The following is a 22,016-nucleotide window of genomic DNA, read 5'->3' on the forward strand; positions in this document are numbered from 1 at the left end:
CCTAACTCCGCGCCCCGCGTGTCCCGTGCGGCTCTGCGACACCGGTCCGGCATCGGCCGCCGCGACCTGCACGGGGTGTCAGATGTCACCCCGCCCGCCGCGCCGGTGGGCGCCCTCCGGGCCGCCCGCTCGGACGTCCAGGTCGGCGCGCAGCCACCGCTCGACCTCCAGGACGTGCATGGTGGCGGCCGCGCGGGCGGCGTCGGGGTCGCGGGCCAGGAGGGCGCGGTGGATCCGCGCGTGGTCCTCGCGCAGCCGCGCCGCCGCGCCGGGCTCGCGGTGGCCGCGCCAGACCCGGGCGTTGAAGGTGCGCGAGGACAGGCCGTCGTTGATGGCCGCCAGGGTGGCGTTGCCGGTGATCTCGACGATGGCCTGGTGGAAGGTGAGGTCGGCCGCGACCGTGTCGCCCTCGTCGCCGGAGCCGATGCGGTCGACCAGCTCGCCCAGGCGCCGGAGCTGGGCGTCGTCGGCGCGCGCGGCGGCCAGTGCGGTGGCGGCGGGCTCCAGCATCCGGCGCACCTGGAGGACCTCGATCAGGGTCTCACCCTGGGAGACCTCGGCGAGCACGGAGAAGGTCTCCAGCAGGTCGCCGGGGCGCAGGGCGGTCACATAGACGCCGGCGCCGTGCCGGGCCTCCAGCACGCCCAGCGTGGTCAGCGCGCGGATGGCCTCGCGCATGGAGCTGCGGGAGACGCCCAGGTCGGCCGACAGGTCGCGCTCGGTGGGCAGGCGGTCGCCGGGGCGCAGGGTGCCGTCGGCGATACGGCCCTTGATCTGCTCGATCGCCCGCTGGGTGACCGGCATGCGCCCGGGCGGGGGCGGCGCCGCGGCGGTGTCGGGCAGGGTCACGGATGCTCCTCCGGGTCCGGGACGGTGCGGCGGAAACGGCCGCGCCGTCTTGACACGTTACAACCCCGCCGCGTAGAAGTTGTCAGACCAATCATCGTGTACGGACCGGATTCCGGAGCGCTTTTCCCCGGAAAGCGCATTCGGCCGCCACGTCACCGAGAAGTCATCAGACCACCACCCCACGTGCCGCCGCCCGCCCACGGCGCGCCGGGATCGAGGGAGCGCATGCGGATCGCGTTGTTCATCACCTGCGTCAACGACACCCTGTTCCCGGGCACCGGGCGCGCGGTGGTACGCCTGCTGGAGCGGCTGGGGCACGAGGTCGTCTTCCCCGAGGACCAGACCTGCTGCGGCCAGATGCACTACAACACCGGCTACCGGCGCGACGCCCAGCGGCTCGCGGTCCGGTTCGTGGAGACGTTCGCCGACGCCGACGCCGTCCTGGCCCCCTCGGGATCGTGCGCGGCGATGGTCCGCGACAACTACCCGCGACTGGGCGCACCGGGCAGCCGCCTGGCGCGCGCCGCCGAGCGCGTCGCCCCGCGCGTGTACGACCTCTCGGAACTCCTGGTCGACGTCCTGGGGGTCACCGACGTCGGCGCCTACTTCCCCCACACCGTCACCTACCACCCCACGTGCCACGGGCTGCGGCTGCTCAAGCTGGGCGACCGCCCCTACCGGCTGCTGCGCGCCGTGCGCGGCCTGGAGCTGGTGGAGCTGGCCGGCGAACGCGAGTGCTGCGGGTTCGGCGGCACCTTCGCGGTGAAGAACCCCGATGTGTCGGCGGCCATGGGGGCCGACAAGGCGCGCAACGTCGCCGCCACGGGCGCCGAGGTGCTGTGCGCCGTCGACAACTCCTGCCTGATGCACATCGGCGGCACCCTCGACCGCGCACGCTCGGGCGTCAAGGCGGTCCACCTCGCCGAGATCCTCGCCTCGACCGAACAGGAGCCCGCCGCCATATGAGCAGCACCTTCGTCGGGATGCCCGCGTTCCCCGCCGCCGCCCGCGCCGCCACCGGCGACTCCCAGCTGCGGCACAACCTGCGCAAGGCCACGCACACCATCCGCGACAAGCGGGGCGTGGTCGTGGGCGAGCTGGACGACTGGGCCGAGCTGCGCGCCGCCGGCGCCGCCATCAAAGACCGCACCCTGCGCCACCTCGACGTCCACCTGGAACGGCTGGAAGAGGCGATCACCGCGGCCGGCGGGCACGTCCACTGGGCCGCCGACGCCGCCGAGGCCAACCGCATCGTCACCGACCTCGTCCGCGCCACGGGCGAGCGCGACGTCGTCAAGGTCAAGTCCATGGCGACCCAGGAAATCGAGCTCAACCAGGCGCTGGAGCAGGCGGGCATCACCGCCTACGAGACCGACCTGGCCGAGCTGATCGTGCAGCTCAGCGACGACCTGCCCTCGCACATCCTGGTGCCGGCCATCCACCGCAACCGGGCGGAGATCCGCGAGATCTTCCGCGACCGCATGGCCGCCTGGGGCGTGCCCGCCCCCGAGGGGCTGGGCGACGACCCGCGCGCCCTGGCCGAGGCCGCGCGGGTGCACCTGCGCGAGCGGTTCCTGCGCACCAAGGTGGCGATCTCGGGCGCGAACTTCGCGGTGGCCGAGACCGGCTCGCTGGTGGTGCTGGAGTCCGAGGGCAACGGGCGGATGTGCCTCACCCTGCCCGAGACCCTGATCTCGGTGGTGGGCATCGAGAAGACCGTGCCGACCTGGGCGGATCTGGAGGTGTTCCTCCAGCTGCTGCCGCGGTCCTCCACCGGGGAGCGGATGAACCCCTACACGTCGGTGTGGACCGGGGTGACGCCCGGCGACGGGCCGCAGAACGTGCACGTGGTGCTGCTGGACAACGGGCGCACCGACGTCCTCGCCGACACCGTGGGCCGCCAGGCGCTGCGCTGCATCCGCTGCTCGGCCTGTTTGAACATCTGCCCGGTCTACGAGCGGACCGGCGGCCACGCCTACGGGTCGGTCTACCCGGGGCCGATCGGGGCCATCCTCACCCCGCAGCTGCGCGGCACCGCGTCGGAGGTCGACGCGGCGCTGCCCTACGCGTCGTCGCTGTGCGGGGCCTGCTACGAGGTGTGCCCGGTCGCCATCGACATCCCCGAGGTGCTGGTGCACCTGCGCGAGGAGGTCGCGGGCGGCACCGGGCACCGGGCCGAGAAGGCGGCCATGGGTGCCGCCGGGTGGGTGCTCGGCGACCGCCGCCGGCTGGACGCCGCGCAACGGGCGGCGGCGTCGGTGCGCTCCCTGGTCCCCCGCCACCTGCCCGGCCCGGGCGCGGCCTGGACCGACACCCGCGACGTCCCGGAGATCCCCGGCGAGTCCTTCCGCTCCTGGTGGCGCAGCCGGGGAGAAGGCGGGCGCGACGAAAGCGGCGAGCGGGGCGAGAATCGCAGCGACGACAGGGGGAGCCGATGAGCGGATCACGCGAAAAGGTCCTGGGCCGAGTGCGCGCGGCGCTGTCCGACGTCCCCCGCGACGAGCGGCCCGGCGACGTCGAGGTGCCGCGCGGCTACTCCGCCTCCCACGGGCAGGGCGAGCCGATCGGGCTGCTCATCGACCGCCTGGAGGACTACAAGGCGACCGTCACCCGGGTGGACGCCGGCGCGCTGCCCGCGGCGATCGCGGACGCGCTGGAGCGCCGGTCGGCGCAGCGGGTGGCCGCCCCGCCCGATGCGCCCGAGGGGTGGTTCGGCGCCACCCCGGCGTCCGTGGCCCGCGACGACGGGCTGGCGATCGCCGACCTCGACGCGGTCGACGGCGTGGTGACCGGATGCGCGGTGGCGATCGCGGAGACCGGCACCATCGTGCTCGACACCGGCGCCGCCCAGGGCCGCCGCGCCCTGACCCTCGTCCCCGACCTGCATGTCTGCGTCGTCCGCACCGACCAGGTGGTCGAGGGCGTCCCGCAGGCCCTCCCCCGCCTGGACCCCCGCCGCCCCCTCACCTGGATCAGCGGCCCGTCGGCGACCAGCGACATCGAACTCGACCGCGTCGAGGGCGTCCACGGCCCCCGCACCCTGGAGGTCGTCATCGTCGGCTAAGAGAGGTCGCCCGGCCGCCGCCACGGCGGCGCGCATCACCGCCCGGTGGCCGGACCCGGGCGCGGCGCCGGTGCGTCCTCCAAGGGCTCCAGGCCCGTGTACGTCCCGTCGGGGCCGCGGCGCAGGGTGGCGACCTCGGTGACGGCGGTGCGCGGGATGGGGCCGTAGATGTGGGGGAAGAGCGTGTCGCCGGGGACGCCGGGCGGCGGCGACGGCGCGGCGGCCTCCCAGCGGACCTCGGCGGCGAGGCGGCCGGTGTCGATCACGAGCACGACCAGGTCGGCCGGCGTGGCCGCATAGAAGTGGCCGGCGACGGCGAGCAGGGTCGCCTCGTCGGGGGAGGCGTGCACGAACCCCTCGGTGGCCAGCGACGGCGCGGTGATGTCCCCGGTGCCGTCGCGCCAGCGCTCCAGCTCGGTCAGGTGCAGCAGCTCGGCCATGGCCCCCAGTATCCGCGGCGCACTCCGGCCCACCGGATCCGGGGTCCCTGTCCGGTGCCGGGCCCATGCCCCGGCCCGGGGGCCCATGGCCCGGCGCAGGGCCCCGCGCCGGGGGGGCTCTCAGGCGCCCCCGCCGGTGACGGCCGCCGTCACGGTGTCCTGGAGGGCGCGGCGCAGGTGGGCCGAGGCGGTGCGGTCGGTGCAGACCTCGACGATGCGCAGGCCCTCGCCCAGCACGGCCTTGGGCAGGTCGGTGGCCCACTCCAGGCGGGTGTAGGGGAGGTCGGCCATGGCCGCCACGCGCTCCATCGACACCCCGTGCGGGGTGCCGAAGACGCGTTCGAAGTCGGGGTGGCCGGCCTGCTCCAGGCCGGAGAAGATGCCGCCGCCGTCGTTGTTGACCACCACCATCACCAGGTCCGGCCGCGGCTCGCCCGGGCCGATCACCAGCCCGTTCTGGTCGTGGAGCATGGCGAGGTCGCCGATGAGGGCGTAGGCGCTTCCGCCGCCGTCGCGCTGGTGGGCGAGGGCGGCGCCGATGGCGGTGGAGACCGTGCCGTCGATCCCGCTGACCCCCCGGTTGCCGATGATCCGCGCCCCGCACCGGGCGGACATCGCGGCGTCCAGGTCGCGGATGGGCATGCTCGACCCGGCGAACAGCAGCGAGCCGTTGGCCAGGTGCCCGGCGAGGTCGCGGGCCAGGCGCGGCTCGCTCAGCGCCTCCTCGCCGTCGAGCAGCGCGTCGACGGCCGTGCGGGCCGCGGCCTCCGCCCGCTGCCAGGAGCGCGACCACGCGGTGTCGGCGACGGCGTCGGGGTGGGCCGCCACCGCGGGGACGACCTCGGTGGCGGTGCGGACGGGGTCGGCGAAGGAGAGGGGGTCGTCGGCGACGACGACGTGCCGGCGCGCCCGCCGCAGGTAGGCCGACATCTGCCGCGAGAGCCCGGGGCGCCCGGCGCTGACGACGAGGTCGGGCACGTGGCCGTCGACGAAGCCGGGGACGGCCAGCAGCTGCCGGTAGGTCGACACCGCGTCGGCCCTGCGGGCGTTGGAGGTGGGCTCGGCCAGCAGCGGCCAGCCGGTCTGGAGGGACAGCGCCAGGTAGGGGACGGGGTCGTAGTCGCCGTCGCCGCACACGATGACCCCGCGCTCCACCGGCGGCAGCACCAGGGGCGCGGGGTCGGGGCACCGTTCCGGGACGGCGATCCAGGGTCTGCCGCCCTCGCGGCCCTCCAGCGGTTCGGGCCACGGGTGCCCGGCGCCGGCCCCCTCGTCGGGCACGAGCGGGTCGCGGAAGGCGAGGTTGAGGTGGACGGGGCCGGGCCGCTGCGGGCCGGTGGCCGCCCACGCGCGGCACGCCAGCGAGCGCCAGTAGGCGACCATGCCCGGCACGGGGTCGGCGACGCCGACCTCCGTGAACATCCGCACGGCGGTGCCGAACAGCCCGATCTGGTCCACCGTCTGGTTGGCGCCGGTCGCGCGCAGCTCCGGGGGGCGGTCGGCGGTCAGCACCAGCAGCGGCACCCCGCTCTGCTCCGCCTCCAGGACGGCCGGGTGGAAGTTGGCCGCAGCGGTACCCGACGTGCACACCAGCGCGACCGCCCGGCGCGAGCCCCGGGCCAGGCCCAGGGCCAGGAACGCCGCGGAGCGCTCGTCGATGCGCACGTGGGAGCGGATCCGGGGGTCGGCGACGAGGGCGAGCGCCAGGGGCGTGGAACGCGACCCCGGCGCGATGACGGCCTCGGCCAGCCCGCACCGGGCCAGTTCATCGACGAGGACACGCGCCAGGGCGGTAGACGGGTTCATGCATACTCTCTAATTCGTGATGTGTGGAGCCGGTGCGGCGGGTCCCCCGCCCGGCCGCCTCGGCCGGCCTGCCCGGCCCCGACCGTTGCAACGCGTGGTGCAACGGTATCCGTCCCTCCCCCGGGTGCGAGACCGGCCACGGTCGGCGCCGTCGGGCACGGTGCCGTCCGGATCGGGCTGCTCGCCCGCCCTCCCCACTGCTACCCAGTATCACGCCCGGAAGCGGTCTCCTCCGGAGAAACCATCATTTCGACCGCTCTGCGCCGTGTGCGCCGTCTCACCGGACCCGTCCGGACCTGCGCTTCCAGTGCCGGCGCCCCCTCCGGCATTGCCGGACGGGAATTCCGCGCGCGCCATCCGCATGCGCTCCCGCCAGGTGGCCGGGTCGATCTCGACCGCGCGCAGCCGCTCCTCGTCCACCCGCACCGGGCGCACCGGCAGGTACCCGCCGGCCGGCACCAGCGGGTCGGCCGTGACATCGGCGGCCAGCAGCCGCATGGTGCCCAGCCCGCAGGCGTAGTGGAGTTCCGGCAGCGCCGCGGCCAGCGCCACCCCGGCCGCCAGCCCGACGGAGGACTCCACTGCGCTGGAGACCACCACCGGCAGCCCGCACGCCTCGGCCACGCGCAGCGCGGCCCGCACCCCGCCCAGGGGCTGGACCTTGAGCACGACGATGTCGGCCGCCCCGGCCGCCCGCACCCTCAGCGGGTCCTCGGCGCGGCGGATGGACTCGTCGGCGGCCACCGGCACCCCCGCGCGGCGGCGCACCTGCGCCAGCTCCTCCAGGGTCGGGCAGGGCTGCTCGACGTACTCCAGGTCGAACCCGCGCAGTTCGCGGAGCATGCGCAGCGCCGTGTCGACGTCCCAGCCGCCGTTGGCGTCGATGCGGACCCGGCCGCCCGGTCCGATCGCGTGGCGCACCGCCTCGACCCGGGCGATGTCCTCGGCCGGGTCCTGCCCGGCCTCGGCGACCTTCACCTTGGCGGTCCCGCAGCCGGCGTCGGCGACGATGCGCGCCGCCTGCTCCGGGCCCACGGCCGGGACGGTGGCGTTGACCGGGACGCGGTCGCGCAGCGGGAGGGGCCAGCCTTCCTCCGCCGCCTCGTGGCAGGCCGCCCACCAGCGCGCGCACTCGCGCGGCCCGTACTCCGGGAAGGGCGAGAACTCGCCCCAGCCGGCCGCGCCGCGCACCAGCAGCCCTTCGCGCACGGTGACACCGCGGAACCGCGTCCGCATCGGTATCGAGAAGGCGCGCCCCGCGGCGGCCTCGTCCATCGTCAACCCCAACCCCCCGCTCCCGCCCCGCTGCGGCCCGGAGCCGAGTGGGGATCCCTGCCGCTTCGGGGACCGCTACGGGCGCCGGGGGAACCGGTCGAACTCGGGGCGGCGCTTCTCCTTGAAGGCGTCGCGGCCCTCCTGCGCCTCCTCGCTCATGTAGTAGAGCATCGTGGCATCGCCGGCGAACTGCTGCATCCCCGCCGCGCCGTCGCTGACGGCGTTGATGGCGCCCTTCACCATGCGCAGCGCCAGCGGGGACTTCTCCAGCATCTCCCGCGCCCAGGCGACCGTCTCCTCCTCCAGCCGCTCCAGGGGGACCACGGTGTTGACCATGCCCATGTCCAGCGCCTCCTGGGCGCTGTACTGGCGGCACAGGTACCAGATCTCGCGGGCCTTCTTCAGGCCGACGGTCTGCGCGAGCAGCCACGACCCGTAGCCGCCGTCGAAGGAGCCGACCTTGGGGCCGGTCTGGCCGAACTTGGCGTTGTCGGCGGCGATGGTGAGGTCGCAGCACACCTGGAGCACATTGCCGCCGCCGATCGACCAGCCCGCCACCATGCAGATCACGGGCTTGGGCAGGCGGCGGATCTGCACCTGGAGGTCGAGGACGTTGAGGCGGCCGATGCCCTGGCGGGCCACGGCGTCGTCGCCCATGTAGCCGTCGTCGCCGCGGATCTTCTGGTCACCGCCGGAGCAGAACGCCTGGTCGCCGGCGCCGGTGAAGATGATGACGCCGATCCCGGAGTCGTCGCGGGCGCGGTTGAACGCGTCCTGGAGCTCGAAGAGGGTCTGCGGGCGGAAGGCGTTGTGGCGCTCGGGGCGGTTGATCGTGATCTTGGCGATGCCCTCAGCAGTCTCGTAGATGATGTCGCTGTACTCGCCCGACCGCTGCCATTCGACGCCGCTCACGATTCGGTTCTCTCCTCACCCGCACTGCCCAGGGGGACCGGCGCACGATCGGCCGCCCCCTATGTCCGGTCGCCAACTCTAGTGGGCCCGCCCCGCTCGGCCTAACGCGGACCGGCCGCGCGCCCGTGCCCCCGTTAGGCTTGATCGACATGGTCAACCGTCCCCTGCACGCGGTGATGGGCCTGGCGCCCGCGCAGCTGACCGCGCTACTCTCCGAGGCTCTCGAGGGCCGCGGCCCGGCCCTGCTGCCGATCGACCCCGCCACGCCCCCGCCGCGGCTGCGCGCACTGCTCGCCGCGCTGCGCCCGCACGCCCTGCGCACCCCCGAGGGCACGACGTCCCTGCCCGATCCGGCCGCGACGGGCGAGGACACCGCCGTCGCCATCGCCACCTCGGGGTCCACGGGGACCCCGAAGGGGGTGGAGCTGTCGGCGGCGGCGCTGCTGGCCTCCGCGCACGCCTCGGTGGAGCGCATGGGCGCCGGCCCGGGTGACGCGTGGCTGTGCGTACTGCCGACCTCCTACATCGCCGGCCTCCAGGTGATCGTGCGGGCGCTGGCCACCGGGTCCGAGCCGGTGTTCCTGCCCTTCGACACCGGCTCCGCCATGGCCGCCGCCGAGGAGCACCGCCCCCACGTGTCGCTGGTCCCCACGCAGCTGCGCCGGCTGCTCGACGCCGGCGCCGACCTGTCGCGGTTCGCCACGATCGTGCTCGGCGGCGCCGCCGCCGAGCCCCGGCTGCTGGCCCGGGCGCACACGGCAGGCGGCCGGGTCCTCACCACCTACGGGATGAGCGAGACCTCCGGCGGCTGCGTCTACGACGGCGTCCCGCTCAAGGGCGTGGAGGCCGGGGTCGACGGCGACGGCCGCATCCTGCTGTCGGGGCCGGTCCTGTTCTCCGGCTACCGGCTCGACCCCGAGCGCACGCGGGAACACCTCACCCCGTCCGCTTCCGGCCACCCCGTCTTCCGGACGGGGGACCTGGGGCGGCTGGGCCCCGACGGCCGGCTGTACGTGCGCGGCCGCGCCGACGACCTGATCAACACCGGGGGCCACAAGATCGTCCCCGCCGAGGTGGCCGCCCTGGTGGGGGAGCTGGCGTCGGTGGCCGATGCCGTGGTGGTGGGCCGGCCCGACGCCGAATGGGGCCACCGGGTGACCGCGGTGGTGGTGGCCGCCGACCCCGCCCACCCGCCCACGCTCGCCGAGGTGCGCGACCGCGTGCGCGCGGACCTGCCGGCCTACGCCGCCCCCCGCGAGCTGGAGGTCCGCGACGCGATCCCGCTGCTGGCCTCCGGCAAGCCCGACCTCGCCGCGCTGCGCCGGCCGGCCTGACGGCCGCGGGCACCGGCTCCAGGGGCCCGGGACGGGCCCGAAAGGGACGAGCCGCGGCGATCGGGAGGATCAGGGAACTTCTCCCCCGCCGCACGCGTCTACCTGAGCGTCCGATTCCCTAACCGCGGAGGAGGCCGGCGGTGCGGACCACCCGGCGCGACCGGAGCCGCCGACGCGGCCGGAACAGCCCGCAGAGCCCTGATCTCCCCGTCCGGGATCGCTCCCAGACCTACGGCGCGCTATACCCGCTCGACCGACCGGACGGCCACTTCCGCCGTCGTGATCTAGGCCACGACCGGCGATATCCAATCGAGACCGGGAACATTTGACTCTCTGACACGTTAGACATATTGGCGCGTCAAGACGGCGGATTCCTTACCCGCCACGCGCCTGACGTCTTGGAAGGGAGGGAGGTGCCAACATGTCGCGCACTGCCCTAGCCACTTCTCCCACGGTGGCCGAGACCGCCGACGGCGGCGACGCCGCGTCCGCGGCTCTGGACGAGCTGATCACCCGGGGGCGCTCCCAGGGACACCTGTCGCTTTCGGAGCTCCGCGCCGCGTTCTCAGCGGCCGGTATCAGCCCGGCAGACGGCCGCTCCATCCTGCGTGAACTGACCGACGCCGGGGTGCGTCTCGCCAACGGGGGCGACGACGCGGGGGCCGAATCCGTCGACCCCGACGCCGAGGACGACGCGATCGAGGAGGCCATCGACACCGCAACGGCCCCGGCGCCCGCCGGCACGAAGGCCGCGAAGGGCAAATCCCCGTCGGAGCAGGACGTCCCCGAGGCCGACCTCGACGACCAGTCCCCCGCCATGGGCGACTCCGTCCACACCTACCTCAAGGCCATCGGCCGCCGCCAGCTGCTGACCGCCGAAGAGGAGGTCGACCTCGCCAAGCGCATCGAGGCGGGCCTGTACGCCGAGTTCCGGCTCGGCACCCTCGAGGACTCCACGGGCGCCGACCTCAGCGACGCCGAGCGCGAGGAGCTCACCGAGGTCGCCGAGGACGGCCGCCGCGCCAAGCAGCACATGCTCGAGGCCAACCTGCGGCTGGTGGTCTCGGTCGCCAAGAAGTACAGCGACCGCGGCATGTCCCTGCTCGACGTCGTGCAGGAGGGCAACCTGGGGCTCATCCGGGCGGTCGAGAAGTTCGACTACACCAAGGGCTTCAAGTTCTCCACCTACGCCATGTGGTGGATCCGCCAGGCGATCCAGCGCGGTTTCGCCGACTCCGCGCGCACCATCCGGCTGCCCGTGCACGTGCTGGAACTCCTCAGCAAGGTCAGCCGCCTCGAGCGCGACATGCACCAGACCCTGGGCCGCGAGCCCACTCCCGAGGAGCTGGCGCTCGAACTCGACAAGACACCGACCCAGATCGAAGAGCTGCTGCGGGTCACCCGGCAGCCGATCAGCCTCGACTCCACCATCGGCGAGGACGGCGAGACCCGCATCGGCGACCTCATCGAGGACATCGACGCCTCCGAGGCCTCCGAGGTGGTCGACCGCCAGCTCATGGCCGACCAGCTGCGGCGTGCACTGGAGGACCTCGAACCCCGTGAGGCCACCATCATGTCGCTGCGCTTCGGGCTGATGGACGGCCGGCCGCGCACCCTCGACGAGATCGGCAAGCACCTGGGCCTCACCCGCGAGCGGATCCGCCAGCTGGAGAAGCAGTCGCTGTCCAAGCTGCGGCACCCCAGCCGGGCCCAGCAGCTGCTCGACTTCGCGAGCTGACCCGGGCGCTCCGCGCTCCCGGCCCCGGCCCCGCGCCCGCCCTGGCGGACGCGGGGCCGCCCTATGTGCAGGGCCCCTTCTCCGGCTACGGCGCGGACGGCTCGGGGTTCACCCTGACCTTTCCCCCACTTCGCCGTTTCCGCGGCCTGCGCAGGGGGTAGCGGCGGCCATCGGAGGAATAATGGCACCATGTCCGCACCCGCGATTCCCCCCGACGACGTCGCAGCGTCCCTGCGCGCCGGCCGCGACCTCGGCCCCGACTACGACGACGCCATAGCCGCCTCCCTCGCGGAGCGGCTCGAACAGACCATCGACGAGCGCGTCCGCCACCACCTGGCCGACGTCGCAGCGCAACAGCCCGCCGCCCCGCAGCGCAAGAGCAACACCGAAGCGTGGAAGAGCCCGCGGCTGATCATGGGCATCATCGCCATGGGCGTGCTGATCCCGCTCTCGGCGATCGCCGGGGCCATCGTCGGCCCCGCAGGCATCCTCATGTCCTGGATCGGGGTGGTCGTCATCTACGTGATCGCGGTGGTGGGCATCCACCGCGCATGACCCGGCCCGCACCCCGCCCGCAGAGCGGGGATCCGGCCGCCGGCGCGTGTGCGGCGACGCTCCCGGGTCGCTATCGTTCCTGGTGCACGTCAGCGGGCGGGACCGCCCGGCAGCAGCACCGACCGGGGAGACCGTGACCGCCCAGCCACCCGAGCGCCCCATGACCGCACGCGAACGCAACGAGCGCAAGCGCCGGGCGCGCATCCTCAAGGTCGCCGCCGCCCTGGCCGCCCGCGGCGGACTGGAGCACGTGCACATGCGCGACGTCGCCGACCGCGCCGATGTCGCACTGGCCACCCTCTACCGCTACTACCCCTCCAAGACCCACCTGCTGGTGGCGGTGCTCGCCGACGAGATCCACTCCCTGGAGGAGGCGATCGTGCGCCGCCCGGTCGAGGGCGCCACCCCGGGGGAACGGGCGGCGACCGTCCTGGGCCGCACCGCCCGCTGGATCATGCGCGAGCCCGACCTCGCCGACGCCATGCTGCGGGCCGCCAACTCCGCCGACGCCTCGGTGGTCGACTGGCGCTCGGCGGTACAGGAGCGGCTCACCTGGGTGGTGCTGTACAGCGCTTACGGCGCCGAGGCCGCCGACTCCCCCGACCCGGCCACCCGGATCCTGGCGCGGGCGCTGCACGAGGTGTGGACCCAGGAGCTGGTCCTGCTGCTCCACGGGTCGGGCACCGTGGCGGAGCTGGAGGAGACCATCGCGGTCATCGCCCCCCGCCTCCTGGACGACCCGGCCCCGGCCGCCTGAGCCCCGGGCGGCCGGGCCGCGCGTCAGCCCCGCAGGGCGGCGGCCACGATGTCCAGGGCCTCCTCACGGCCGATGCCCAGGCGCGAGACGGCGTCGGCGTAGGCGCGGGCGGCCGTGGCCGCCTCGGCGCGCTGGGCGTCGCCGCCGGCCGCCACGAAGGTGCCCGACCGGCCGCGGGTCTCGACGACCCCGGCCTGCTCCAGCTCGCGGTAGGCGCGGGCGACGGTGTTGACCGCCACCGATAGCTGCCCGGCCAGCGCCCGCACCGTGGGCAGCTTGTAGCCGACGGGCACCTCGCCCTTGGCCGCCGCGTTGGCCACCGCCGCCCGGATCTGCTCGTACGGGGGGACCTTCGACGCCGGATCGATTCGGATGGTGTCCCGCATCGTCCTACCCGTGTCCTCTCGCCCGCGTGTGTGCGCTCCGCCGCCGGGGCGCATCGGTCGTGCCCCCGAGGTCGATCCTGCCACCCGGAGGCGGAGCGCGCACGCTCAGGCCGCGGCGACCCGGCGCGGCACCCGCTCGATGCCCTGCAGGCGGTGCTCCTCGCGGGCCGAGAGCAGGCGCTCGGCGAGCTCGGTGGCGCGGCGGATGCCCGGCGTGGCCTGGCGCTTGCGGCGGTAGATGCGGTCGGCGCCGCGCGGGCCGATCAGGACGCGTTCGCGGGCGTAGGCGGCGCGCATGGCGTCGGTGAGGGCGGTGTCCAGGGCCGTGCTCAGCAGGTGCAGCTCCTCGATCCCGGCGCCGGACCGGTGGGCGGCGCCCAGTGCCCGCTCCGCGGCCGCGACGCGCTCCAAGAGCCCGGGCAGCCGCTCCGCGTGCTCCTGGTCCTCGCTGTAGCGGCGCCGCGCTTCGGCGTCGACCTTCCGTGCCATGCTCGCTCCCGACCGGCTCAGTGGTGTGGTGTCGTCCGCAACTCTATGGTGTCGGAGATCACCCCGCGAGCGCAGGTGTGTTCCATCACCCTGGCTTTACTGGGTAAGCCTATGATCGGGGCCCGTGAGCCGAAACAACGCCGGCCTGAGCGCCGAACGCATCATCACCGAGGCCCTGCGCATCATCGACGGCCAGGGGCTGCGCCGACTGACCATGCGGCGCCTGGGCGACGCCCTCGAAGTCGAGGCCATGGCCGTCTACCACCACTTCCCCCTGGGCAAGGAGGCGCTGTTCGACGGGATCGTGGACTACATCACCGACGTCTCCCGCGCCGACACCACCCTCGCGCCCGCGGATCCCCCCGCCGGCGCCCCCGGCTCCGGCGACGGCGACGACGACACGGACGACGACCCCGTCGACGACCGCCCCTGGGACGAGCGGCTGCGCGGGTGGGCCTACGACTACCGGGCCCGGCTGCTGCGCCACTCCGGCGCCCTGCCGCTGCTCATCAACCGCCGCCCCGACTCCGTGGCGGCCCTGCGCGCCCTGGACCTGCACTATGCGGCCTTCACCGAGGCGGGGCTGAACGGGGCCGCCGTCGTGCGCGCGGGCGCGGCCCTGGACGCCTACGTCACCGGCGCCGTGGTCCACGAGGTGCGCGCCGGCGGCCTGCCCGGCCCCGACCCCGCCTCGGTCGACGGCCGCTTCCCGCACGTGGCCGCGCTGCGCGACGTCGGCGCCGACCACGAGCAGGAGTTCCGCGAGGGCCTGGACACGCTGCTGGCCGGGCTCACTGGCCGGTGATGCCCAGCTCCTGGGCGGTGATCGCGGCCTGGACCCTGCTGCGCAGGCCGAGCTTGGCCAGGATGCGGCTGACGTGGGTCTTGGTGGTGGTCTCGGTGATGCCCAGGCGGCGGGCGATCTGCTGATTGGACAGGCCCTCCCCGACCCGGGCCAGCACCTCGCGCTCGCGCGGGGTCAGCTCCGCCACGGCGGCCGGGCTGACCCCGGGCCCGTCCCGGCCCGCGCCGGGGCGGGCGCCGGCCCCGGCGAACTCGGCGATGAGCCGCCGGGTCACCGCGGGCGCGATCATCCCCTCTCCGCGGGCGACCACGCGCACGGCCTCGGTCAGCTCGTCGGCCTCGATGTTCTTCAACAGGAACCCGGCGGCGCCGGCCCGCAGCGCGCCGAACACGTACTCGTCGAGGTCGAACGTCGTCAGGATGAGCACGTCGGTGCCGGTCCCGGCGAGTTCGCGGGTGGCGCTGATGCCGTCCTTGCGGGGCATCCGCACGTCCATGAGGACGACGTCGGGGGCGGTGCGCCGCACCGCGGCCACGGCCTGCTCGCCGTCGGCGGCCTCGGCGACGACCTCGATGTCGGGCGCCGATTCCAGGATCAGCACCAGCCCCGACCGCACGGCCCACTGGTCCTCGGCCACGACCACTCGGATCACGTTCTCGGCTCCATATCGGTGTCGGGCCCGGCGGCGGGCTCTCCGGTGTCGTAGGGCAGGGCCGCGCGGACCCGCCAGCGCCGCGGGTCGCCTCCGGGCGGGCCGGCCTCGAAGTCGCCGCCGAGCAGCGCCACCCGCTCGCGCATCCCGGCCAGGCCCGCCCCCGAGCCCAGCTCCGACCGCCAGGTGCGCTCGGGGGCCGCCGCCACCTCGTTCTCCGCGGTCAGCACCAGCAGCGCCTGCCCCGCCGCGTCGGGGGCGCCGTAGTCGACGGTGATGTCCACCCGCCGGGGTTGGGCGTAGCGCAGCGCGTTGGTCAGGGACTCCTGGATGATGCGGTAGGCCGCCGCGTCGACCTGGACGGGCAGCGGCCGGGGGGTGCCGCGCTCGGTCGTCCCGGTGTGCAGCCCGGCCTCGCGGGCGGTGGTGACGAGCCGGTCGGCCTCGCTGAGGCGGGGCATGACCCGCTCCAGGTCGAGGTCGTCCTCGGCGCGCAGCACCCCGATCATCTGCCGCATCTCGGCCAGGCCCTGCACGCTGTTGTCGCGGACCACCCCGAGGATCTGGCGGATGCGGCCGGGGTCGGGGTCGCGCAGGGACAGCGCCGCGGTGGACTGCACGGCGATGGCGCTGAGGTGGTTGGCGATGACGTCGTGCAGCTCGCGCGCCATGCGGCCCCGTTCCTCGGCGATGGCGCTGCCCCGGTCGAGTTCGGCCATCCGCTCGATCTGGCGGGCGCGCTCGCGCTCCAGCTCGGCGCGCAGGTGGTGCTCGCGGACGCTCAGCCCGGTGGTCATGGGCGCGAGGAAGATCAGCACGGCGATCCCGAGCGCCTGGAACACGGACAGCAGCCCCCCGGGCAGCCCCCCCGCGGCCAGCGCGTACAGCAGGAACGCCACCAGGCCCGCGGTGGCGGCGGCCACGACGGCGAGGGTGCCGTAGGCGAGCCTGCGGCGGCCCCACACGCACACGGCGTAGAGGATGTCGCCGTAGGTGACGAGCACCCAGGTGGAGGGGCCGAGCAGCGCGTCGGCGACGACCGCCGCGGTGGCCAGCGCCAGCGCCGCCCCCGGTGCCGAACGCCGGAAGAGGATCGCCAGGCACACCGCGGCGAGGGTGGCCAGGAGCCACCGGGGGTCGATGCCCGTGCGCGCCACGTAGGCGCTCAGCGTCCACAGCACCACGCCCAGGGCGAAGTGGCCGAGGGCCCACAGGGTGCTGCCGAGGTAGAGGACGCCGAACACCCGCCGGTCGAGGAAGGCGTAGCGCCGCAGGAACAGGCTCACGCCCCTATCTCAGCACGTCCGCGCCGGGCGCCCGTACTCCGAAGGTCGTAGCGCGATCTCCTCACCCCTGCCGATGCCGCCCGGGCCCGCCCGGCCCGATGCTTGCGGGGGCCGGCGGGATGGTCCGCGGCACGGCAGGGACAACGGCAGGGACGGCGGAGGCGGTACAGATGGTCGTGGCGGTGATCCTGACCTGTGAGGTCATGTTCTGGGTGCTGGTGGCGGGCGGGCTGGCGGCCCGCTACCTGCTGCGCGCCCGGAGGCTGAGCACCGCGCTGCTGCTGTCGGTCCCGGTGCTCGACGTGGTGCTGCTGGCGGTGATCGCCGTGCACCTGGGGTCGGGCGGCACCGCCGATCCCGGCCACGGCCTCGGCGCCCTGTACCTGGGCTTCACGGTCGCCTACGGGCACCCGATGATCCGGTGGGCCGACGCCCGCTTCGCCCGCCGCTTCGCGGACGGCCCGGCACCGGTCAAACCCCCCAAGCACGGCCGCCCCGCGGCCCGCCGCGAGGCGGCGGGCTGGCTGCGCTGCACGGCCGCCTGCGCCATCGGCGCCGCCACCCTGGCCGCCCTCCTCCTCTGGGTCGACGCCCCGCCCCGCACCGCCGCCCTGAACGGCTTCTTCACGCCGCTCGCCATCATCATGTTCTGGAACACCGTGATCACGGCCTGGGGCATCGTCGCGGCCCTCACCACCCGCAAGACGGCGGAAGGGGAGCCGGCCAAGGCCACGCAGCCCCGCTAAGGGGCCAGGGTCGCCGGGCCCTCGGGGTTCCCCTGGGCTTCTCCCTCAGGCACTCGCCGGTTCCGCCTTGGCTCGCAGGCGGGCGCGTTCGGCCCTGAGGGATCGGGCCTCGTCGGGGTCGAGGACCGGGGCGGCGGTGAGGAGCTGGCGGGTGTAGTCGTGCTCGGGGTTCTCGTAGAGGGCGTCGCCGTCGCCCATCTCCACGACCTTGCCCTTGCGCATGACCGCGACGCGGTCGCTGACCTGGCGGACGACCGCAAGGTCGTGGGCGACGAAGATGTAGGTCAGGTCGAAGTCGTCTTGGAGCTCGTCGAGCAGGCGCAGCACCTGGTCCTGGGTGGAGACATCGAGCGCCGATACCGGCTCGTCGCAGATCACCAGCTTGGGGCGGAGGATGAGCGCCCGGGCGATCGCGATGCGCTGGCGCTGGCCGCCGGAGAACGCGTGCGGGAACCGGTTGTAGTGGCCGCTCTCCAGGCCCACCCGCTCCAGCAGCTCCTGCACCTGCAACCGGATCTTCTTGGTGTCGCGCTCGCCCTGCACGCGCAGGGCGGCGCCGATCGCGTCGCCGATCGTCACGCGCGGGTTCAGCGACGAGTACGGGTTCTGGAAGATCATCTGGATGTCGCGGCGCAGCGGGCGAAGCCGGTGCTCGGCCAGGTGGGTGATGTCGCGGCCCTCGAAGGTGATCGACCCCTCGGTGGGCTCCAGCAGCCTCATGACCATCCGGGACAGGGTGCTCTTGCCGGAGCCGGACTCGCCCACGACCCCCAGCGTCTCGCCCTTGTACAGGTCGAAGGAGACGCCGTCGACGGCGAAGAAGTCGGTGGCGCGGCCGAACAGGCCGCCGCGGACCTTGAACCGCATCCGCAGGTCGTTGACGCTCAGCAGCGGTTCGCCCCCCGTTGCGGCGCCACTAGAAGCCTCCGCCGCGGGAGTCGTGGCCGCCGCAGCGGCGGGCGCGGCGGGGGCCGCCGAGGCGTCCCCGGCCCCGGTGTCCGTACCCGCCGCGGCGCCCGTGCCCGCGCCGCCCGAGGCCGCCGCGAGCCGTTCGGCGCGGTCGGCGCGTACGGCGGCGCGGCGCTGGGCCCGGGAGACCTCCACCCGGGGCACCGCCGCCAGCAGGGCCGCGGTGTAGGGGTGCTCGGGCTCCGACAGCACCCGGCGGACGTCGCCCCGCTCGACGATGTGCCCCTTCTGCATGACCAGGACCTCGTCGACGGACCCCGCCACCACCGCGAGGTCGTGGCTGACCAGGATCAGCGACATCCCGAGGTCGCGGCGCAGGTCGTCGAGCAGGTCCAGGATCTGGGCCTGCACGGTGACGTCGAGGGCCGTGGTCGGCTCGTCGGCCAGCAGGACGGTGGGGTCGCACATCAGCCCCATCGCGATCAGCACCCGCTGGCGCATGCCGCCCGAGAACTCGTGCGGGTAGGAGTTGACGCGCCGCCCGGGCTCGGGGATGCCGACCCGGTCCAGCGACTCCACGGCCCGCTTGCGCGCCTCGGCGCCGGTGGCCTGGGGCCGGTGGATCCGGTAGGCCTCCACGAGCTGGTCGCCGATGGTGTACTGCGGGTGCAGCGAAGACATCGGGTCCTGGAAGACCATGGCGATGTCGTTGCCGCGCAGCGCGCGCACCTCGCGGTCGCTGGCCTGGGGGACCGCGCCGCCCTCCTCGGTGGTCCCGGTGCCCACGATGGGGGTGCCGGCGACCGTGATCTCGCCGGAGACGTCGGCCTTGGTCCCGCGGTGCAGGCCCATGAGCGCCAGCGACGTGACGCTCTTGCCCGACCCCGACTCCCCCACGATCCCCAGTGCGCCGCCCGCGGGCACCTCGAACGAGATGCCGTCGACGGCGGTGATCCTGCCTTCGAGGGTCGGGAACGTGATCCGCAGATCCTTGACTTTGACGACCGGCTCGGTCATGGCCGCCTCACCTTCGGCTCGGGTGCCCCGCTCGGGCGGGTGTGCAGTGAATGCAGTGGAAAGGTCATGTCACGGGGGCGCGGCCGCCGTCAGGCGCCGACGCGCACGCGCGGGTCGGCCCACGCGTACAGCAGGTCGACCACGAGGTTGGCGATCACGACGAACACCGCGGCGAACATGGTGACCCCCAGCACCACCGGGAGGTCGTTGCCGCGGATCGCGTCGACCGCGTACTTGCCCAGCCCCGGCAGCGAGAACGTGCTCTCGGTGAGCACCGCCCCGCCCAGCATCAGCCCGAAGTCCAGGCCGAAGATCGTGATGATCGGGGTCAGCGCGGCCCGCAGGCCGTGCTTGCCAATGACGGTGCGCTCGGGCAGGCCCTTGGCGCGGGCGGTGCGGATGAAGTCCTCGCCCATGGTGTCGAGCATGCCCGCGCGGGTGAGGCGCGCGTACATCGCCGCGTACAGGAACGCCAGGCTGACCCAGGGCAGTACCAGCCCGTGCGCCCAGTCCAGTGGGCTCTCCAGGAACGGGGTGTAGGTGCCGCCCGGCGGGAAGATCGGGAGGTAGTAGCTGAACAGCGCCAGCGACACCAGGCCGGTGAAGAAGATGGGCAGTGAGACGCCGGCGAGCGCGGTCATCATGGCCAGGCGGTCCACCACCGACCCCCGCTTGATCGCGGAGAGCACGCCGATGGCGACGCCGGCCACCAGCCAGATGACGGCGGCGCCCACGGCCAGGGAGGCGGTCACCGGCAGGCGCTGGACCAGCTGCGGCCAGACCTCGGTGCTGTTCTGGAACGAGTAGCCGAAGCACGGGAACGAGCACTCGATGACGTCGGTCCCGCTGTCGTACTCCGTGCCCATCACCAGCCCCTTGACGAACTCCCCGTACTGGACGGTGATGGGTTCCTCAAGGTTGAGGCGTTCCTTGACGGCTTCGATCGCCTGCGGTGTGGGGGCGCGCCCCAGGTAGCGGGCGGCCAGGCCGTCGGCGTCGGTTCCCGCCAGCCGCGGGACCAGGAAGAAGATCGCGAAGACCACCATGCTGATGACCAGCAGCAGGAGGACGCCCGCGAACAGGCGGCGGAGAATGTATGTGATCACAGCGGGTGGCCGGAGCCTTCACCTGCCTTGCTTCGGACGGTTGTTGCGGCGCTGGGCGTTGTCGCGCAGCGGCGGTGGCCGACGGCACGGCCGGAGGGCCCGCGGTGCGGGCCCTCCGGACCGGCTCAGTTCTGGGCGACGCCCATCGCGGAGTAGTCGTACATCTTGAAGTTCTGGTGGACGTAGACGTTGGTCACGTTCTCGGGCCGGTAGAGCAGCGTCTTCTGGTCGAGGTAGGGCAGGAAGGTCGCCGAGTCCATGGCCGCCGCGTCGATCTGGGCGTAGAGCTCCTCGCGCGCCGCGGCGTCGGGCTCCTGCGCCGCCTCGTCGAGCAGGTCGTTGACCTCGGGGTCGTCCAGCTCCGACAGGTTGCTGTTGCCGGCGTCCTTGATGGAGTCGCCGTGCATGATCTGCTGGAGGAACCCGTAACCGGAGGGCCAGTCGGCGCCCCAGCCGTAGGCCATGATGCCCAGCTCCTCGCGCTCGACGAACGCGGGCGACCCGGCCTGCTCGCTGGTGTAGGTGCCGGCCTCGTAGCCCTTGAGCTGGGTCTCGATGCCGTACTCGGCGAGCGCCTGCTGGAGCGCCTCGGCGGCCTTCTTCTCCTTGTCGCGGTCGGACCGGTAGGAGATGTTGGTCGCGAAGCCGTCGGGCTGCCCGCACTCCTCCAGGCTCTCCTCGACCCGGGCGGGGTCGCCCGCGTTGTCGGGGGTCGCGTAGGGGTCGGCCTCCTGGTAGCCGGGGATGCCGGGCGGCAGCATGGTGGTGGCGATGTCGCCGCCCACCTCGCCGCCCCAGGCGGCCTGCATCGTGGTCTTGTCGGCGGCGTAGAGGATGGCCTCGCGGCACGCCTTGTCGTCGAACGGCGCGACGTTGGGGTTGATCGCGAAGTACAGCTTGAACCCGCTCAGGGGGTTGTCGGCCTGCGCCCGGAGGTTCTCGTCGCGCAGGATCCGGCCGCGCGCGGCGGCCTCGACACCGAGCCCGGACACGTCGACGTCCAGGTCACCGGAGAGCAGCCGGTTGTCGCGGTCGTTCTCCTCCTGCTTCCACTGGACCTCGATCTGGTCGGGGCGGTTGCGGACGATGGGGTCGGACTCGGGGTCGTACTCCTCGTTGCGGACCAGGACCAGGGGCTCGCCGGGGGTCCACTCCGACTCGAACCGGTAGGGCCCGCTGGCGACGACCTGGGTCTGGTACTGGTCGCCGGTGTCGGCGTCGGCCGGGACCGGGGAGGTCTGCGACATCGCAGTGAGGTAGTCGAATTCGGCGAAGGGTTCCTTCAGGTGGAAGACCACCGTGCGGTCGTCGGGGGTCTCGACGCCGGTGAAGTTGCCGAGGTCGTCGTCCTCGTAGGGGCCGTCGTAGTCCTCGGAGTCGAGGAGCTGGTTGAAGTAGGTCGGGCCCTTGTTGATGATGTCGGGCGCGTAGTTGCTCCGGGCGACGGCGTACTTGATGTGCTCGGAGGTGATCGGGTCGCCGTTCTCGAACGTCAGCCCTTCCTTGAGGGTGTAGGTCCAGGTCAGGCCGTCGTCGCTGACCTGGCCGAGGTCCTCGGCGAGGTCGGGGACCAGCTCCAGGCCCTCCTCACCGGGCTCCTGGGTGTAGGTCACCAGGGTGCGCGCGTAGAAGCGGGTGAAGTCCCAGTTCGCGGCGTAATAGGTGTTGCCGGGGTCCATGGAGTCCAGCTCGTCGGAGTGGGCGAAGCGCAGGGTGCCGCCCTGCTCGTCCGACGCGTTGACAATGCTGGTGGTCCCGGCGTCGAATTCGGCATCGGAACTGCTGCCGCTTCCGCCGCCGTTTCCGCAGGCGGTGAGGGTTAATACCACCGCGGTGCCTGCGGCGGCGGGGCACAGCCACTTACTGGTCACTGGCGTCTGCCTTTCTTCG

At 73.8% G+C, this 22,016-nt stretch carries 21 protein-coding genes; 9 read left to right on the forward strand and 12 right to left on the reverse strand.

All coding sequences use genetic code 11. The annotated features are described in order from the left end of the window. Positions 1–78 precede the first annotated feature (78 nt). The gene (locus ACFOVU_RS08080) at positions 79–804 is read right to left on the reverse strand and encodes a FadR/GntR family transcriptional regulator (RefSeq protein WP_378531606.1); all 726 of its coding nucleotides are present in this window, start codon (positions 802–804) and stop codon (positions 79–81) included. Between the two features lie 270 nt (positions 805–1,074). On the opposite strand from ACFOVU_RS08080, the gene ACFOVU_RS08085 reads away from it, so the two are divergent. The 3 genes from ACFOVU_RS08085 to ACFOVU_RS08095 are packed head-to-tail and all read left to right on the forward strand — an operon-like array spanning position 1,075 to position 3,913. Next, entirely contained in the window at positions 1,075–1,815 is a 741-nt protein-coding gene (locus ACFOVU_RS08085; RefSeq protein WP_378531413.1) for a (Fe-S)-binding protein, read from the forward strand. Continuing rightward, positions 1,812–3,287: a lactate utilization protein B gene (locus tag ACFOVU_RS08090; protein ID WP_378531414.1), complete on the forward strand. Its 1,476-nt coding sequence runs from the start codon at positions 1,812–1,814 to the stop codon at positions 3,285–3,287. Before ACFOVU_RS08085 ends, ACFOVU_RS08090 begins: the two co-directional genes overlap by 4 nt. Continuing rightward, positions 3,284–3,913, forward strand: coding sequence for a LutC/YkgG family protein (locus tag ACFOVU_RS08095; RefSeq protein WP_378531416.1), 630 nt, complete (start codon positions 3,284–3,286; stop codon positions 3,911–3,913). The genes ACFOVU_RS08090 and ACFOVU_RS08095 overlap by 4 nt, the downstream gene beginning before the upstream one ends. A gap of 35 nt (positions 3,914–3,948) precedes the next feature. On the opposite strand, the gene ACFOVU_RS08100 is transcribed toward ACFOVU_RS08095, so the two are convergent. From ACFOVU_RS08100 to menB, 4 genes are all read right to left on the reverse strand, one after another. Beyond that, positions 3,949–4,353, reverse strand: a complete 405-nt coding sequence (locus ACFOVU_RS08100) for a DUF952 domain-containing protein (protein WP_378531418.1) — start codon at positions 4,351–4,353, stop codon at positions 3,949–3,951. A gap of 120 nt (positions 4,354–4,473) precedes the next feature. After that, positions 4,474–6,159 carry a 2-succinyl-5-enolpyruvyl-6-hydroxy-3-cyclohexene-1-carboxylic-acid synthase gene (gene menD / locus ACFOVU_RS08105; protein WP_378531420.1) on the reverse strand — a complete coding sequence of 562 codons (1,686 nt, stop codon included), beginning with the start codon at positions 6,157–6,159 and terminating at the stop codon, positions 4,474–4,476. Positions 6,160–6,369: 210 nt separating this feature from the next. Continuing rightward, entirely contained in the window at positions 6,370–7,434 is a 1,065-nt protein-coding gene (locus tag ACFOVU_RS08110) for an o-succinylbenzoate synthase (protein WP_378531608.1), read from the reverse strand. A 75-nt stretch (positions 7,435–7,509) separates the two neighbouring features. After that, positions 7,510–8,349 carry a 1,4-dihydroxy-2-naphthoyl-CoA synthase gene (menB, locus tag ACFOVU_RS08115; RefSeq protein ID WP_378531610.1) on the reverse strand — a complete coding sequence of 280 codons (840 nt, stop codon included), beginning with the start codon at positions 8,347–8,349 and terminating at the stop codon, positions 7,510–7,512. Positions 8,350–8,495: 146 nt separating this feature from the next. On the opposite strand from menB, the gene ACFOVU_RS08120 reads away from it, so the two are divergent. From ACFOVU_RS08120 to ACFOVU_RS08135, 4 genes are all read left to right on the forward strand, one after another. Next, entirely contained in the window at positions 8,496–9,680 is a 1,185-nt protein-coding gene (locus ACFOVU_RS08120; RefSeq protein WP_378531422.1) for an AMP-binding protein, read from the forward strand. Positions 9,681–10,101: 421 nt separating this feature from the next. Further along, entirely contained in the window at positions 10,102–11,418 is a 1,317-nt protein-coding gene (locus ACFOVU_RS08125; RefSeq protein WP_378531424.1) for an RNA polymerase sigma factor, read from the forward strand. A gap of 189 nt (positions 11,419–11,607) precedes the next feature. Continuing rightward, entirely contained in the window at positions 11,608–11,973 is a 366-nt protein-coding gene (locus ACFOVU_RS08130; RefSeq protein ID WP_378531426.1) for a hypothetical protein, read from the forward strand. Positions 11,974–12,106: 133 nt separating this feature from the next. Then, positions 12,107–12,730, forward strand: coding sequence for a TetR/AcrR family transcriptional regulator (locus ACFOVU_RS08135; protein ID WP_378531428.1), 624 nt, complete (start codon positions 12,107–12,109; stop codon positions 12,728–12,730). 23 nt (positions 12,731–12,753) lie between these two features. Here the strand turns inward: ACFOVU_RS08135 and ACFOVU_RS08140 are convergent, their stop codons facing one another. Further along, a complete protein-coding gene (locus ACFOVU_RS08140) occupies positions 12,754–13,116 on the reverse strand; it encodes a GntR family transcriptional regulator (protein ID WP_378531430.1) in 363 nt (120 codons plus the stop codon). Between the two features lie 105 nt (positions 13,117–13,221). Next, the gene (locus tag ACFOVU_RS08145; protein ID WP_378531432.1) at positions 13,222–13,605 is read right to left on the reverse strand and encodes a hypothetical protein; all 384 of its coding nucleotides are present in this window, start codon (positions 13,603–13,605) and stop codon (positions 13,222–13,224) included. A 124-nt stretch (positions 13,606–13,729) separates the two neighbouring features. On the opposite strand from ACFOVU_RS08145, the gene ACFOVU_RS08150 reads away from it, so the two are divergent. Next, positions 13,730–14,410, forward strand: a complete 681-nt coding sequence (locus ACFOVU_RS08150) for a TetR/AcrR family transcriptional regulator (protein ID WP_378531434.1) — start codon at positions 13,730–13,732, stop codon at positions 14,408–14,410. Here the strand turns inward: ACFOVU_RS08150 and ACFOVU_RS08155 are convergent. After that, on the reverse strand, positions 14,397–15,062 hold the full coding sequence (locus ACFOVU_RS08155) for a response regulator (protein ID WP_378531435.1): 666 nt from the start codon (positions 15,060–15,062) through the stop codon (positions 14,397–14,399). The two genes, ACFOVU_RS08150 and ACFOVU_RS08155, sit on opposite strands and share 14 nt — an antisense overlap. Then, positions 15,059–16,348: a sensor histidine kinase gene (locus tag ACFOVU_RS08160; RefSeq protein ID WP_378531437.1), complete on the reverse strand. Its 1,290-nt coding sequence runs from the start codon at positions 16,346–16,348 to the stop codon at positions 15,059–15,061. Before ACFOVU_RS08160 ends, ACFOVU_RS08155 begins: the two co-directional genes overlap by 4 nt. 182 nt (positions 16,349–16,530) lie before the next feature. On the opposite strand from ACFOVU_RS08160, the gene ACFOVU_RS08165 reads away from it, so the two are divergent. Continuing rightward, entirely contained in the window at positions 16,531–17,094 is a 564-nt protein-coding gene (locus tag ACFOVU_RS08165) for a hypothetical protein (protein WP_378531439.1), read from the forward strand. Positions 17,095–17,139: 45 nt separating this feature from the next. Here ACFOVU_RS08165 and ACFOVU_RS08170 read toward each other — a convergent pair whose 3' ends face one another. The 3 genes from ACFOVU_RS08170 to ACFOVU_RS08180 all read right to left on the reverse strand — a co-directional run bounded on the left by ACFOVU_RS08170 (position 17,140) and on the right by ACFOVU_RS08180 (position 21,997). Beyond that, positions 17,140–19,020, reverse strand: coding sequence for a dipeptide ABC transporter ATP-binding protein (locus tag ACFOVU_RS08170; protein WP_378531441.1), 1,881 nt, complete (start codon positions 19,018–19,020; stop codon positions 17,140–17,142). A gap of 89 nt (positions 19,021–19,109) precedes the next feature. Beyond that, positions 19,110–20,126: an ABC transporter permease gene (locus tag ACFOVU_RS08175; protein WP_378531443.1), complete on the reverse strand. Its 1,017-nt coding sequence runs from the start codon at positions 20,124–20,126 to the stop codon at positions 19,110–19,112. 125 nt (positions 20,127–20,251) lie between these two features. Then, complete coding sequence (locus ACFOVU_RS08180; protein ID WP_378531444.1) at positions 20,252–21,997, reverse strand: ABC transporter substrate-binding protein; 1,746 nt, start codon at positions 21,995–21,997, stop codon at positions 20,252–20,254. Between the last annotated feature and the right edge of the window lie 19 nt (positions 21,998–22,016).

This window comes from Nocardiopsis sediminis (assembly GCF_042650565.1).
Classification (GTDB): Bacteria; Actinomycetota; Actinomycetes; order Streptosporangiales; family Streptosporangiaceae; genus Nocardiopsis_B; species Nocardiopsis_B sediminis.

Coding starts and splice junctions, on each gene's coding strand:
- ACFOVU_RS08080 (WP_378531606.1), bottom strand. CDS start 804: ATGCCGGTCACCCAGCGGGCGATCGAGCAGATCAAGGGCCGTATCGCC.
- ACFOVU_RS08085 (WP_378531413.1), top strand. CDS start 1,075: ATGCGGATCGCGTTGTTCATCACCTGCGTCAACGACACCCTGTTCCCG.
- ACFOVU_RS08090 (WP_378531414.1), top strand. CDS start 1,812: ATGAGCAGCACCTTCGTCGGGATGCCCGCGTTCCCCGCCGCCGCCCGC.
- ACFOVU_RS08095 (WP_378531416.1), top strand. CDS start 3,284: ATGAGCGGATCACGCGAAAAGGTCCTGGGCCGAGTGCGCGCGGCGCTG.
- ACFOVU_RS08100 (WP_378531418.1), bottom strand. CDS start 4,353: ATGGCCGAGCTGCTGCACCTGACCGAGCTGGAGCGCTGGCGCGACGGC.
- menD (WP_378531420.1), bottom strand. CDS start 6,159: ATGAACCCGTCTACCGCCCTGGCGCGTGTCCTCGTCGATGAACTGGCC.
- ACFOVU_RS08110 (WP_378531608.1), bottom strand. CDS start 7,434: ATGGACGAGGCCGCCGCGGGGCGCGCCTTCTCGATACCGATGCGGACG.
- ACFOVU_RS08120 (WP_378531422.1), top strand. CDS start 8,496: ATGGTCAACCGTCCCCTGCACGCGGTGATGGGCCTGGCGCCCGCGCAG.
- ACFOVU_RS08125 (WP_378531424.1), top strand. CDS start 10,102: ATGTCGCGCACTGCCCTAGCCACTTCTCCCACGGTGGCCGAGACCGCC.
- ACFOVU_RS08130 (WP_378531426.1), top strand. CDS start 11,608: ATGTCCGCACCCGCGATTCCCCCCGACGACGTCGCAGCGTCCCTGCGC.
- ACFOVU_RS08140 (WP_378531430.1), bottom strand. CDS start 13,116: ATGCGGGACACCATCCGAATCGATCCGGCGTCGAAGGTCCCCCCGTAC.
- ACFOVU_RS08145 (WP_378531432.1), bottom strand. CDS start 13,605: ATGGCACGGAAGGTCGACGCCGAAGCGCGGCGCCGCTACAGCGAGGAC.
- ACFOVU_RS08170 (WP_378531441.1), bottom strand. CDS start 19,020: ATGACCGAGCCGGTCGTCAAAGTCAAGGATCTGCGGATCACGTTCCCG.